General features: G+C 60.2%; 12 protein-coding genes. 3 read left to right on the top strand and 9 right to left on the bottom strand.

Translation table 11 applies throughout. The features are described 5' to 3' along the window. Positions 1-4 precede the first annotated feature (4 nt). From purF to truA, 9 genes are all read right to left on the bottom strand, one after another. Positions 5-1513, bottom strand: coding sequence for an amidophosphoribosyltransferase (gene purF / locus ACWJKU_RS08740; RefSeq protein ID WP_454147762.1), 1509 nt, complete (start codon positions 1511-1513; stop codon positions 5-7). A gap of 29 nt (positions 1514-1542) precedes the next feature. Continuing rightward, positions 1543-2043, bottom strand: coding sequence for a CvpA family protein (locus ACWJKU_RS08735; protein WP_454147760.1), 501 nt, complete (start codon positions 2041-2043; stop codon positions 1543-1545). 67 nt (positions 2044-2110) lie between these two features. Then, a complete protein-coding gene (locus ACWJKU_RS08730; protein ID WP_454147758.1) occupies positions 2111-3154 on the bottom strand; it encodes an SPOR domain-containing protein in 1044 nt (347 codons plus the stop codon). Positions 3155-3167: 13 nt separating this feature from the next. Further along, positions 3168-4430 (bottom strand): bifunctional tetrahydrofolate synthase/dihydrofolate synthase, encoded by a 1263-nt coding sequence (gene folC, locus ACWJKU_RS08725; protein ID WP_454147756.1) that lies wholly within the window; start codon positions 4428-4430, stop codon positions 3168-3170. 4 nt (positions 4431-4434) lie between these two features. Further along, positions 4435-5424: an acetyl-CoA carboxylase, carboxyltransferase subunit beta gene (gene accD, locus ACWJKU_RS08720; protein ID WP_454148078.1), complete on the bottom strand. Its 990-nt coding sequence runs from the start codon at positions 5422-5424 to the stop codon at positions 4435-4437. Further along, positions 5415-6224 carry a tryptophan synthase subunit alpha gene (gene trpA / locus ACWJKU_RS08715; RefSeq protein ID WP_454147754.1) on the bottom strand — a complete coding sequence of 270 codons (810 nt, stop codon included), beginning with the start codon at positions 6222-6224 and terminating at the stop codon, positions 5415-5417. The genes accD and trpA overlap by 10 nt, the downstream gene beginning before the upstream one ends. Then, positions 6221-7441: a tryptophan synthase subunit beta gene (gene trpB, locus ACWJKU_RS08710; RefSeq protein WP_454147752.1), complete on the bottom strand. Its 1221-nt coding sequence runs from the start codon at positions 7439-7441 to the stop codon at positions 6221-6223. Before trpB ends, trpA begins: the two co-directional genes overlap by 4 nt. Beyond that, positions 7416-8075, bottom strand: coding sequence for a phosphoribosylanthranilate isomerase (locus tag ACWJKU_RS08705; protein ID WP_454147750.1), 660 nt, complete (start codon positions 8073-8075; stop codon positions 7416-7418). The genes trpB and ACWJKU_RS08705 overlap by 26 nt, the downstream gene beginning before the upstream one ends. After that, positions 8072-8887 carry a tRNA pseudouridine(38-40) synthase TruA gene (truA, locus tag ACWJKU_RS08700; RefSeq protein WP_454147748.1) on the bottom strand — a complete coding sequence of 272 codons (816 nt, stop codon included), beginning with the start codon at positions 8885-8887 and terminating at the stop codon, positions 8072-8074. Before truA ends, ACWJKU_RS08705 begins: the two co-directional genes overlap by 4 nt. A 226-nt stretch (positions 8888-9113) precedes the next feature. On the opposite strand from truA, the gene ACWJKU_RS08695 reads away from it, so the two are divergent. The 3 genes from ACWJKU_RS08695 (at position 9114) to ACWJKU_RS08685 (ending at position 13628) form a co-directional block, all read left to right on the top strand. Next, positions 9114-10403, top strand: a complete 1290-nt coding sequence (locus ACWJKU_RS08695; RefSeq protein ID WP_454147746.1) for a citrate synthase — start codon at positions 9114-9116, stop codon at positions 10401-10403. A 156-nt stretch (positions 10404-10559) separates the two neighbouring features. Next, entirely contained in the window at positions 10560-11630 is a 1071-nt protein-coding gene (locus ACWJKU_RS08690; protein ID WP_454147744.1) for a hypothetical protein, read from the top strand. A 102-nt stretch (positions 11631-11732) separates the two neighbouring features. Beyond that, positions 11733-13628, top strand: a complete 1896-nt coding sequence (locus ACWJKU_RS08685; RefSeq protein WP_454147742.1) for an ATP-binding cassette domain-containing protein — start codon at positions 11733-11735, stop codon at positions 13626-13628. Positions 13629-13634 lie beyond the last annotated feature (6 nt).

The following is a 13634-nucleotide window of genomic DNA, read 5'->3' as shown; positions in this document are numbered from 1 at the left end:
GAAACTAACCCGCATTGTGCAACTCTATGATCGAACCGTCGGTCGAGCGCCTGGTCTTGGCCTGATCGTTACGGTGCTTGCTGAGGCGATCGAGATATTCCTGATTGACGTCTCCGGTGACGTAGTCGTTGTTGAAACAGGAGGTGTCAAACCGCACAATCGAAGGATTTCCCTTCTGCACGGCTTCGATCAAATCGCTCAACTCCTGATAAATCAGCCAATCCGCGCCAAGCTCGTCCTGCACGTCCAGTTCGCTGCGCCCGTGGGCGATCAACTCGTGCGCCGCGGGCATGTCGATACCGTACACATTAGGATAGCGCACCGGCGGAGATGCGGAAGCGAAATAGACTTTGCGCGCTCCGGCATCCCGCGCCATCTGGATGATTTGCATGGAGGTCGTGCCCCGGACGATGGAGTCGTCGACCAGCAGAACGTTCTTGTCTTTGAATTCGAGGTCGATGGCGTTCAGTTTCTGCCTGACCGACTTCTTGCGAAGCTGCTGACCCGGCATGATGAACGTGCGCCCGATATAGCGATTCTTGATGAATCCCTCCCGGTATTTCACGCCCAGCCTGTTGGCGAGCTGCAAAGCCGCGGTCCGGCTCGTATCCGGAATGGGAATCACGACATCGATGTCGTGGTCCGGGCGCAAGCGCAGAATCTTTTCGGCCAGTTTATCGCCCATGCGAAGCCGGGCCTTGTAGACCGAAATGTCGTCGATGATGGAGTCGGGGCGCGCAAAATAAACGAACTCGAAGATGCACGGCGAATAAAGCACTTTTTCGGCGCATCGGCGCGTGTGCAGCCTGCCGTTCTTTTCGATGATCACCGCTTCGCCCGGCTGCACGTCCCGGATCAGCTTGAATCCCAAAACGTCCAGGGCGACGCTTTCCGATGCGATCATGTAATCGGTGCCCCTGGCGGTTTTGCGTTCGCCGAACACCAGGGGACGAATGCCGTAAGGATCCCGGAAACCGATGATGCCGAAACCGGTGATCATCGCAACGACCGAGTAAGCGCCCCGGCAGCGCTCGTGTACGCCCGCCACGGCACGGAACACGTCGTCGGCGCCGACCCGGAGCTTTCCCAACTCCTGAAGCTCGTGGGCGAAGACGTTGAGAAGAACTTCCGAGTCGGAATCGGTGTTGATGTGCCGCTGATCCTGGGCGAACAGCTCTTCCTTCAGCGCCTCGGCATTGGTCAGGTTACCGTTATGGGCAAGGCTTATGCCGTAAGGCGAATTGACGTAAAACGGCTGAGCTTCGGCCGAACTCGTGCACCCGGCGGTGGGATAGCGGACATGGGCGATACCCATATTTCCCCTGAGATTCACCATGTGCCGGGTATGAAATACATCCCGTACCAGACCGCTATCCTTGCGTAAATTGAAGCGGTCGCTTTCGCAGGTGACGATACCTGCGGCATCCTGCCCCCGATGTTGCAATACGGTCAGGGCCTCATAAAGCTCCTGATTGACTTCGTCACTGGAAACGATGCCGGCAATACCACACATAAATCAACAACTCACTTAACAGTGGAAAATCATCGAAACTTGACGTAGCTGCCGAAGTCCGACGGAAGCTGGTCACGAAGCCACAGAGCCAAAGACTGAAACGGTGGAATCAATGCGGACTCTTTCCACCAAGAATCTTCCGGAAGCGGCGTCGCTCCCGCGAGAAGAACCAGCACTGCGACGACAATCATCCCGCGGCCGACTCCGAACACCATTCCGGCGAGACGATCCGTACCCGTCAACCCGGTACTTTGCACCAGCTTGTGCAGCACGAAGCCGATCAAGCTGGCCAATATCAGGCTGGCGAAAAAAAGCGCCGCAAACGACGCCGCCATCCGGGCGGAGGGAACTGGAATCAGCGAGTCGAAGTAAACCGAAAAATCGCGGCTGAAGCGCATGCCGATCCAGGCGGCCGTGATCCAGGCGCACAGCGAAAACACTTCGCGAATCAAGCCGCGCAAGAGGCCGATGAGGGCCGACAGGCCAATAATTCCGACAATGCAGTAATCGACCCAAACCAAATTAGGCATGTGGTACCAGCGCCGACCGTAGAATGGAGGTTCGTCTTATCCGAAAACAGGTCTTCGGGCAGACCCATCAAGGATGAGGAATCACGATACCCTTGATACCGACCGCATTTTCGATCTGCTTCTGCACCTGTTCTGCCCGCGCCCGGTTGAGTTCGGGACCGACTTGAACTCGGTAGACGGAGGTTCCGGCATTGGTAACGACCTCAACGAATGCGGGAAAGTTCGATTTCCGCAGCTTGTCGGCCAGCGATCGCGCATTGCCCTCGGCGGTGAAGCTGCCGGTTTGAACGACCCATGCGGCCAGATCGTCGGATTCCGCCGATGCGGAAGCCGACGGCTCCGGAAGCTTGGCGCCGCCACCCGTTGCCGGCCTGGCCGAAGCTTCGGCGGTTTTTGTAGCCGATTCGGATGGCGCGGGCTTGGTCGGCGCCGGTTTTTGGGCTGCAGCCGGGGAAGACGAGGCGGATTTGCCGCTGCTCGAGGGTTCGGCCGCTTTCGCCGCCTCGGATTTCTTCGCCGCGGTTTCCGCCGATCTCGCAGGCACCGCTTTCGTTTTGGCTTTGGGCGGTGAAACCGGCTTCTCCGTCCCCGCGCGCGTTTCGGGTGGCGCCGTATCCGCGGTGCCCGGCCTGTCCGTCGGCGGCACCGGTTCGGGTTTGCTTTTTTTGACGGAGGCTTGTTTTGATTTGGCGGCGACATCGGCCCTTTCCGAATCGGCGGATTTGGGCGCAGGGGGAATTTGCTCATAGCCGATGCCCTCTCCACCGTCCTCATCGGCGATCGCCAATTCGCCATTTGCAGCGGAGTCCGCGCCGGAATCCGTCGCGGGTGGCTGTTCGGACTCGGCCGTCCTGGAATCCACATCGGTCAGAGGGATGATCCGATAACCCGTATCGGGGCTTTCGTCTCCCGCCGACGGGGCAACGTCAGCCGCCGATTTCGGCAACTCGATGGACCTCTCCTCGACCTCCTTGGGCAGCGCCGGAATATCGCCCGCGCCGCCGGCGCCCTGATCGCCAGACTGGTCCTCGAACAGCATGGGCACGAAAATGACCACCAGAGAAGCGATGATGGTGGCGCCGATAAGACGTTGTTTCAGTTGCTGATCCATGTACACCTCGGAGTCAGCTCGTGTGAGCCAAATACTCGGAAACCAAAAAGAAGGAGCCAAATACCAGCAGCAGGTGATCGCTCTCCGCGTTTTGTCGAGCGGCGCGAAATGCCGACGCGGCATCGGAAAAACCCGAGTGAACGGCCGATACGCCGAGATCATCAAAAACAGCCAAAAGCTGATCCGCGGACGCTGCCCGGGAGATTTTGAGTGGGGCCAGATACCAATCTTCGATCAACTCCTTGATACTGTCGATCACCCCTGGAATATCCTTGTCCCGCATAACGGCAAAGACCGCGTGTATGGTTTTCCGGCTGAACCGGCGGCGCAAGTGATTCGCTAATACCCTTACGGCTTGCGGATTATGCGCCACGTCCAATAACACGGGAACGCTTCCGGGAATATATTGAAACCGTCCGGCCAAAACGACGCCGGCCAAGCCCTCCCGAATGGCTGTCGGCGGCACGGGCAAACGGCTTTCGACTCTATGCAAGGTTTCCAGCACGGCCGACGCATTGACGAATTGATGATCGCCTTCGAGCGCCGGAAACGGCAAATCGGTCAACTGAGCATCCCGCCCCAGCCAGCGCCAACCGTCGCCGAGCACTTCATGCCCAAAATCCCGCCCCTGACAGGAAAGCGGTACGCCATGCTCCTCGGCGTACCGGACTACGGCCGCAGGCACGTCGGCATCTCCGGCGACCGCCGGTCTTCCGGCTCTGAAAATGCCCGCTTTCTCCAATCCTATGGCCGTGCGGGTATTGCCCAGCCAATCCTGGTGATCAAGATCGATACTGGCGATCAAAGCCGCATCCGCGTCGATGATATTGACGGCGTCCAGTCGCCCGCCCAAACCGACTTCGAGCACCCGCACGTCCAGATCGGCCGAGGCGAATATATCCAGCGCCGCCAGCGTGCCGAACTCGAAAAAACTCAGCGTGGTTTCCTCGCGCACGCGCTCTATGCGCTCGAATGCGTCGCAAATCCGGTCGTCGCTGACGGGCTGTCCGTCGATACGGATTCGCTCGTTATAGCGAAGCAGATGCGGCGACGTGTACGTGCCGACCCGATAGCCTGCACGGCGCAGGATGGCATCGAGCATGGCCACACAGGAGCCTTTTCCGTTGGTGCCGCCGACGGTGATGGTGAAGGGCGGCTTTTCGCATTTTCCGAGCCGTTCGTAGACTTCTTTGACGCGGGACAGCCCGAGATCGATCGACTTAGGATGCAGGGTTTCCTGCCAGGCCAGCCACTCGGCCAGCGTGTTGAAATGCATGAAACTATTCGCCGCCCGTGAGTTCTTCGGCAGAAAGAGGCGTATAGGCCGCGGCGAGCACTTCGGTTCTTTCGGCGCGCTTTTCTATGAGAGACTGCCCGGCGCCGACGGCTGCCGGCTTTTCGAGGATCAGCATAGAAAGCAGCGATGCGATCTTTTCGCGCATTTCCCGGCGATCCACGATCATATCCAGGGCGCCGTGTTTCAGCAAAAATTCGCTGCGCTGAAATCCTTCCGGCAGTTTCTCGCGAACGGTCTGCTCGATGACGCGCGGCCCCGCAAAACCGATCAGAGCGCCCGGCTCGCCGATATTGATATCGCCCAGCATGGCCAGGCTGGCGGATACGCCGCCCATCGTCGGATCGGTCATCACGGAAATGAACGGGATGCCCTTGTCGGCCAACCGCGCCAAGGCCGCACTGGTTTTCGCCATTTGGAACAGCGACAGCAGCGACTCCTGCATGCGGGCGCCTCCGCTGGCGCTAAAGACGACCAATGGGACGCCCTGCTCCAGGCAGTGATTGACCCCCCGCACGAAGCGCTCTCCCACGACCGAGCCCATCGAGCCGCCCATGAATTCGAAATTGAATGCGGCAGCCACCAGGGGACGCCCCTGAAGCTGGCCCGCCACAACGATCAGCGCATCCTTCTCCCCGGTGGCTTTCTGCGCCTGGCTCAAGCGATCCTTATATTTCTTGCTGTCCTTGAATTTGAGCGGATCGACCGGCGCAAGGTTTTCGCCGATTTCCAGGCGATTGCCCGGATCGAGGAACAGATGCAGGCGCTTGCGCCCGCTGATGCGCATGTGATGGCTGCACTTCGGGCATACTTCCAGATTCCTTTCGACCTCCGACCTGTACAGTATCGCGTTGCAGGCCGGACATTTGCTCCACAAGCCCTCGGGTATCGCGCTTTTGGTAGAGGCTTCGGTGCGGATTTTCGAAGGGACCAATTTGTGAAACCAGCTCAAGGTCGTGACTCTCGCTAAGAAGATGCGTCCATCGCGGCACGCATGGATTTCAATAGATCGACGATTTCACCGAGCGCCTGCTCGGGGCTGTTCTGCGCGACTTCGATTTTCTCGACCAGCGCGCTGCCCACCACGACCGCATCGGCGAACTTCGAGATCGTGGCGGCGATTTCCGCGTTCTTGACCCCGAACCCGACGCCCAGCGGCAAATCCGTGAAAGCGCGGATTTCGGAAAGCTTACGCTCGACGTCGCTCAAGTCCAGATGCGAGGCGCCGGTAACGCCTTTCAGCGACACATAGTATAAATAGCCGCGCCCCAACCGGCCCATCTTGCGTATCCGCTCGTCGGTGCTGTTGGGCGCGAGCAGAAAGATCGGATCGATGCCGGCCTGCTCCAGCAGCGGCAACAGTTCGGACGATTCTTCGGGCGGCATGTCCACGGTGAGAACGCCGTCCACGCCCGCGCTCTTGGCCCTGTCGGTGAAAGCGCGATAGCCCATGCACTCGATCGGGTTGAGATAGCCCATGAGTACGACCGGGGTTTCGGAATCGGCGGAACGGAACTGCTCCACCATGTCCAGCACCCGGCGCAGGCTCATCTTGTGCAGCAGCGCGCGCTCGCTGGCCTTCTGGATGACCGGGCCGTCCGCCATCGGATCGGAAAAAGGCACGCCCAATTCGATGATGTCGACGCCGGCTTTCACCATGGCGTGCATCGCCGGAACCGTGAAATCCGGATGAGGATCGCCCGCCGTGATGAAAGGAATAAGAGCTTTCCGGTTGGCTTGCTTTAAGGTTTGGAACTTGGCGGTCAAACGGCTCACAGGGTAATTCCTTCGCGCCTTGCGACGGTGTTGATGTCTTTGTCTCCGCGTCCCGACAAATTGACCAGGATTTTTTGATCCTTGCTCATGGTGGGTGCGAGCTTCATGGCGTAAGCCACGGCGTGGCTGGATTCCAGTGCGGGAATGATTCCTTCGATCCGGGTCAGGGCGTGAAAGGCTTCCATCGCCTCGTCATCGGTGATGGCGACGTAATCCGCCCGTCCGCTGTCTTTTAGCCAGGAATGTTCCGGGCCCACGCCGGGATAATCGAGGCCGGCGGAAATCGAATGGGTTTCGATGATCTCGCCATCCTCGTCCTCCATGAGATAAGTGCGATTGCCGTGCAGAACGCCCGGCCTGCCGGCGTTGAGAGGGGCCGAATGACGACCGGTCGCGATGCCCTCGCCGGCGGCTTCGACGCCGTACATCGCAACGCCCTGTTCGTCGAGGAAGGGATAAAACAAGCCTATCGCGTTCGAACCGCCGCCGACGCAAGCCACCAGCGCATCCGGCAGGCTTCCGGTCAACTCCTTCATCTGCTGCTTGGCTTCGCGGCCGATGACCGCCTGAAAATCGCGCACCATGGCCGGGTAAGGGTGAGGGCCCGCCACGGTGCCGATGATATAAAAAGTATCGTCGACGTTCGTGACCCAGTCGCGCATGGCCTCGTTCAGCGCATCCTTGAGCGTTTTCGAACCGGATTCCACCGGCACCACGGTTGCGCCGAGCAGCTTCATCCGGAACACATTGAGGGCCTGGCGCTCGACATCGACCGCGCCCATGTAGACCACGCACTCCAGCCCCAAGCGGGCCGCGACGGTGGCGGTGGCCACGCCGTGCTGCCCGGCGCCGGTTTCGGCGATGACGCGCCGCTTGCCCATGCGCTTGGCCAGAAGCGCCTGCCCGACGGTGTTGTTGACCTTATGGGCACCGGTATGATTGAGGTCTTCGCGCTTGAAGAAGACTTGCGCGCCGCCGAGCGTCGAACTGAGGCGTTCCGCGTAATAGATCGGCGAAGGGCGGCCCACGTAATGCTTGAGATCGTAATCCAGTTCGGCGAGGAATTCGGGATCTTTCATGTAGCGGTAATACGCGTCCCTCAGTTCCTGAATGGGGTGCATCAAGGTTTCGGCAACGAATACGCCGCCGTAGGGCCCGAAGTGTCCTCGCTCGTCGGGCAAGTTGTACGGTTCAGTCGATGTGTGCTCTATGGTCATATTCGTGTACCTGTTTTAGAAACGCCGCCATTTTATCGGCATCCTTGACGCCCTTGCCCGCCTCCACGCCGCTGGAAACGTCGACGGCATAAGGCCGCACCGCCCGCAAGGCTTCCCCGACGTTATCGGGCGCAAGCCCTCCGGCCAAAGTCACCGACTGGCGGAGTTCCTCGGGGATCCACTCCCAATCGAAGCGATGCCCGGTGCCCCCTTTCGTCTCCGCATGCCACGCGTCCAGCAGGAATCCCGCGGCGTCCGGGTAGGCGTTCACGATCCCCGCCAGGTCGGTTCCGGGCCGCATCCTGACGGCCTTGACGTAGGGCTTGCCGAAACGGCCGCAGTAGCCCGGACCTTCCTCGCCGTGGAACTGAATCAGGTCGATGCGCACCCGTTCCAAGATGCCGCGGACGACGGTTTCGTCTTCATCGACGAACAACCCGACCACCGTGGCGAACGGCGGCAAAGTGGACACGATTTTCTGCGCCGTCTCGATATCGAGATTTCGCGGGCTTGGCGGATAAAAAACCAGGCCTACGGCATCCGCGCCCAGGCGGACGGCGGTCAACGCATCGTCGGGCCGCGTGAAACCGCAAATTTTAACGCGAGTTCTACGGAAGGGATATGGAAATTTCACGCACTTTCCGAAGGAATATGCCGGCTGGCGTTTTCCGGCAGGTAATCGAATATCGGATGACGGGGCAAACCGAAACGTTCCGGATAACAAACGCCGCCCAAGTATAACCCGTCGGCCGGCGCCGTGACACCGGCGCACTTGCGGTCGCGGGCCTCGAGAACTTCCGCGGCCCAACCGGGGCGCTGCTTGCCCGATCCGACCTCCATCAAGACTCCGACGATATTGCGTACCATGTGGTGCAGGAAGGCATTCGCGCACAATTCGATGACGACCCTGTCGTTCTCCCGGCGCACGTGGATGAAGTGCATCCGGCGCATGGGACTCCTGGACTGGCAATCCTGGGCTCGGAACGAGGAAAAATCGTGTTCGCCGATGAGATGATTCGCCGCCTCCTGCATGGATTTCTCGTCGAGCGGATGAAAATGCCAGGTGACTTGCCGCCTCGAGAGCGCCGATTTCATCGGGCGGTTCAGGATGACGTACCGATAGAATCGGGCTATGGCGCTGTAGCGCGCATGGAAATCCTCGGACGTCTCCAGAACCCAGAGAACGCGAACTTCTTCGGGAAGCGCCGTATTCGTCCCCATCAGCCAGGAATAGGGCTTCCGGTATACGCCGGTATCGAAATGGACGACTTGCTCCAAGGCATGCACGCCGGCATCCGTTCGGCCCGCGCATGTCACGCGAATCGGCTCCGCCGCAACGCGGCTCAGCGCGTCTTCGACGGCCGACTGAACCGTGAGCCTCCCTTTCTGCCACTGCCAGCCGGCAAAGGCCTGACCGTCATACTCGATACCTAAGGCGATACGCATTAAGGATGTTTTTGGAAATTGTTTATTCAACAAGACGACAGAAAAGAACGTTCTGCCATCGCGCCAATGTTACCATTTTGCGACATGGCGACCGAAGCGGAACCGAAGAAAAGCCGTAAAGAACGACCGGGCATCCCCTTGTGCAGGGTAGCGTTAAGCGGCCGGTTATCGTTACACTGAAACACAAACGCGAATACAGACGGTTATTTAAGGTTTTTTTAGCATTATGGCAGAAACAGCAAAGCTCGAACTGGATGGACAGCGGTTCGAGATCCCCGTCGTTACCGGCACGGAGAACGAAAAAGGACTGGATATCACCCGGCTCCAGGCATCGACCGGTTACATCACCCTCGATCCCGGCTACGCCAATACAGGCTCCTGCACATCCGCCATCACCTACATCGACGGCGACCAGGGAATTCTCCGCTATCGCGGAATCGACATCGCCGAGCTCTGCGAGAAGTCGACGTTCATGGAAGTCTGCTACCTGCTCATTTACGGCGAACTGCCGACGGCCGAGCAATATACGAGATTCAAGGACAAGGTCCTCTTCCACTCGCTGATTCACGAGGACATGAAGAGCTTCTTCACCTCGTACCCCGGTCATGCCCACCCCATGGCCATTCTTTCGGCCATGGTGTGCTCCCTCTCGGTCTACCATCCGGAACTGTTGAAACCGGATCAATCGCCGCACGAGCGGGACCAGACCATTACCCGCCTCCTGTCCAAGGTGCGGGTGCTGGCCGCCTTCGCCTACAAGCGATCGGTGGGCGAGGCTTTCGTCTACAGCCGTCCGGAGCTGGACTACCTCTCCAACTTCCTGCACATGATGTTCACGACGCCGGTCAAGCGCTACGAGCCCGACGAGGTGACGCGCAAGGCGCTGGACGTGTTGTTCATTCTGCACGCCGATCACGAGCAGAACTGCTCCACCTCGACGGTCCGGATGGTCGGATCGTCCAAGGCCAATCTTTTCGCATCCATCTCGGCCGGCATCTGCGCCTTGTGGGGACCGCTGCACGGCGGCGCCAACCAGGCGGTGATCGAAATGCTGGAGGCGATCGCCGCCGACGGCGGAAATTACAAGAAATTCATCGACAAGGCCAAGGACAAAAACGATCCTTTCAGGCTGATGGGATTCGGGCACCGGGTTTACAAGAATTACGATCCCAGAGCGCAGATCATCAAAAAACACTGCGACGAAGTGCTCGGAAAACTGGGCATTCACGACCCGATCCTCGAGATCGCCAAAGGTCTCGAGGAAACCGCGCTCACCGACCCCTATTTCATCGAGCGAAAGCTTTATCCCAACGTCGATTTCTATTCGGGAATCCTGTACCGCGCGATGAAAATCCCGACGAATATGTTTACCGTCATGTTCGCGCTGGGAAGACTGCCGGGCTGGATCGCCCACTGGAAGGAAATGATCGAGGAACCCGGCATGAGAATCGCGCGGCCTCGTCAGATTTATATCGGCGCGCGGCAGCGGCCCTACAAACCCATGCAGAATCGATAAAAGCCTTGTTCGAGAATCGCTCTGCGCCCGGTCCGCGGCATCGTCCGGACCGGGCGCTGACGTTTCCGGCGGTTTTCGTCTTCCTTGCGTCCGGCAAAGAAACCCGGCGCCGTTTGCCGAGTCCAATTCGGAGCAAGGATTACCGCATTTGCCGCCTTGAATCGAACACAAATCCTCGCGTTTTTTCTACTGTTTCCGCTCTTTCTTCCGGCGCCGGTTGCCGGAGAAACCCGGTGCCAATCCGAATCGGTCCGCGTTCGCCCGCCGGCCCGCGTGCTGATCATTCCCCTGTTGAGAGAAGATCCCGAATCGGCGGAGAACGAGCGATGGCCGGAAAGGCCGGCGGCGCAAATCGACGCTTTCTACCGTGCGCGCTTCTCGGCGCGGGTGACCTGGATGCGGGATATCCGGACATGGGAGGACTACTACCGCCAGGCCGCCCTGCTGATGCGCCGCTCACCGCCTTTCGACCGAGTCGTTTTCATAGGACACGGCGGATTCGATGGCCCCATTCTGAGCAACCGCATCGTGCAAAACACCCTGATCCGCGAAGGACGCGAAGCCAAGGCGAGCCGGGTGGCGGAGACGCAGCCCGGAATCGAGGAGACGTTTAGCGTGACCTACGACATCGATCAGAACCGGGAATTCAGCCGCTTCATGAATCAACGGTGGAAGGAACTTTCCCGAAAAGATCCGTCGGAAGCGCGGAATATCCTGACAAGCCTGGAGCGCAAGCTCGCGCCTTTGGATGCCGCCTGCCTAGAGCGCCAATGCTCGGCCGCGAATTTAGCCTCCGCCCCGAGCAATGCCGACCGCGAGATCCAGCGGGCGGCCTGCGAATCGGTGTGCAGGAGCCCGCTGTTCGTTTCGCGGATATCCGAGGACCTCGCCCCGGAGCGATTCCGGAACTTCGCTCAAAGCCTGCGTTCGCTGGTCGAGCCGAACGGCCTGATCATGCTCGGCATGTGCAATCCGGGCAGCCGCGTACCGGAGCCGGAGCAGGAATCGCCCTGGGATGTGGGCGGCGCCCTGGTTCACTCGGCCCTGGCCTCCGGCCCTCATCAAACCTACGTACACTTGCTCGCCGCCGCGACCGGACGGACCGTCGCCGGCCCCATCGGCAAAACCAGCGCCGAGGATGTGGTGAGCCGGATAACGCTGTTCGAAGAACGGCGGCCGCAGCGCTACTTGCGCATCGTCGCTTCGGCCGCAAGCTGTGCTCCCTGAACTTTCCGCGCGGCCGTCTCCCGACGACCCGACCGCTCGGGATGCGGTGCGACGACCCTCGTCTGCGCGTAAAATCCCGATTTTTCCTATTCTGAATTTTCGATGGCTCTAATCACCTTCCGCAATATACACGTCAGTTTCGGCCAGCCTCTGCTGGACGGCATCGGCTTTTCGCTCGACAAGGGCGAGCGGGTGTGCCTCGTCGGCCGCAACGGAGCGGGGAAATCCACGCTGCTCAAACTCTTGGCCGGCGATTTGATCCCGGATGACGGAGAAATCATCGTTCAAGACGACTTGCGCATCGCCCGGCTCGACCAGGAGGTTCCGCTGGACGCCGGCGGCCGCGTGTTCGACCTCGTGGCGGGCGGGCTCGGCGATACCGGCGAACTGATCCGGCACTTCCACGATCTATCCCATCGCGTCGCGACGCACGCGGACCCCGCGGCCTTGGCGGAGCTGGAGCGATGCCAGCAGGCGATCGACGCCATCGGCGGCTGGGATCTCCATCGCAAGGTGGAAACCCTGCTCGACAAGCTCAATCTGCCGGCGGACGCCGAGGTCGGGGCGCTGTCGGGAGGATTGAAACGCCGAGTTTTGCTGGCGAAAGCCTTGATCGGCGAGCCGGACGTACTGTTGCTCGACGAGCCCACCAACCACCTCGATCTCGCCGCCATCCTGTGGCTGGAGGAATTTCTGCTCGGCTGGCCGGGAACCCTGATCTTCATCACCCACGACCGGGCGTTCCTTCAGAAACTCGCGACCCGGATCATCGAACTGGACCGGGGCAAGCTGTTCGACTGGCCCGGCGACTACGCCACCTATCTCAAGCGCAAGGAAGAGCAACTGGACGCCGAGGCCAAGGCGCAATCCGAATTCGACAAAAAGCTGGCGCAGGAAGAGGCCTGGATTCGCGAGGGCATCAAGGCGCGCCGCACCCGCAACATGGGTCGGGTGCGGCGTTTGCTCGACATGCGCCGGGAGCGCGCCGAACGACGCGGACGTACCGGCCAGGTCAACCTGCTGGTCCAGCAGGCGGAAAAATCGGGACGGCTCGTGGCGGAAGCCGAGAACGTCCGCTTCGACTACGGCGGCCGGCCCATCGTGCGTGATTTTTCCACCACCATTCTGCGCGGCGACAAGGTCGGCATCATCGGACCCAACGGCTGCGGCAAAACCACCCTGCTCCGCCTGTTGCTGGGCGAACTGCAACCGACTTCAGGCCGCATCCGCCTGGGAACTAACCTGCAAATCGCCTATTTCGACCAGTACCGGTCGCAACTCGACGAAGAAAAGTCGGTGATCGACAACGTCGCCTTCGGCAGCGACCGGGTCACCATCAACGGCCGCAACGTTCACGTCATCGGCTATCTCAAGGACTTTCTCTTCAGCCCCGAGCGGGCACGCCAGCCGGTGAAATCGCTGTCCGGCGGCGAGCGCAACCGCCTCCTGCTCGCCCGGCTGTTCACCCAGCCCGCGAATCTCCTGGTGCTCGACGAGCCGACCAACGATCTGGACGCGGACACGCTGGAATTGCTGGAAGAACTGCTGACCGATTACGACGGCACCGTATGGGTGGTGAGCCACGACCGCGCGTTCCTGAACAATCTCGTCACCAGCGTGCTGGCATTCGAGGGCGACGGCGTGGTCAACGATTACGTGGGGGGCTACGACGATTGGGTGCGGCAGCGCCAAACGCCGTCCGCCGCCGCGAAGCCGCCCGCCGAAAAGCCGATTCCGCCCAAACCGGCCAGAGAAAAGCCGAGAAAACTGAGCTTTAAAGAACAGCGCGAACTCGAAACCCTACCGCAGCACATCGAGACGCTCGAAGCCGAAATCGCGTCCTTGAACGAAAACATGGGCCGTCCCGAGTTCTACCAGCAAGCGAAGGATGCGATCACGCAAACCCAGGCGAAGCTGGCCGAATTGCAGCAGGCGCTCGATGCCGCCTATGCCCGCTGGGAAGACCTGGAGGCGCTGAAGGAAAAACTGGGGGTTTGAAACGAG

The organism is Methylocaldum sp. MU1018 (assembly GCF_053646775.1).
This window is presented reverse-complemented; position numbering and strand designations above follow the sequence as displayed.

Excerpts from the sequence above, each read along its gene's own strand:
- purF (WP_454147762.1), bottom strand. The coding sequence starts at position 1,513 with ATGTGTGGTATTGCCGGCATCGTTTCCAGTGACGAAGTCAATCAGGAG.
- truA (WP_454147748.1), bottom strand. The coding sequence starts at position 8,887 with ATGCGTATCGCCTTAGGTATCGAGTATGACGGTCAGGCCTTTGCCGGC.
- ACWJKU_RS08695 (WP_454147746.1), top strand. The coding sequence starts at position 9,114 with ATGGCAGAAACAGCAAAGCTCGAACTGGATGGACAGCGGTTCGAGATC.
- trpB (WP_454147752.1), bottom strand. The coding sequence starts at position 7,441 with ATGACCATAGAGCACACATCGACTGAACCGTACAACTTGCCCGACGAG.
- ACWJKU_RS08730 (WP_454147758.1), bottom strand. The coding sequence starts at position 3,154 with ATGGATCAGCAACTGAAACAACGTCTTATCGGCGCCACCATCATCGCT.
- ACWJKU_RS08685 (WP_454147742.1), top strand. The coding sequence starts at position 11,733 with ATGGCTCTAATCACCTTCCGCAATATACACGTCAGTTTCGGCCAGCCT.
- folC (WP_454147756.1), bottom strand. The coding sequence starts at position 4,430 with ATGCATTTCAACACGCTGGCCGAGTGGCTGGCCTGGCAGGAAACCCTG.
- ACWJKU_RS08735 (WP_454147760.1), bottom strand. The coding sequence starts at position 2,043 with ATGCCTAATTTGGTTTGGGTCGATTACTGCATTGTCGGAATTATTGGC.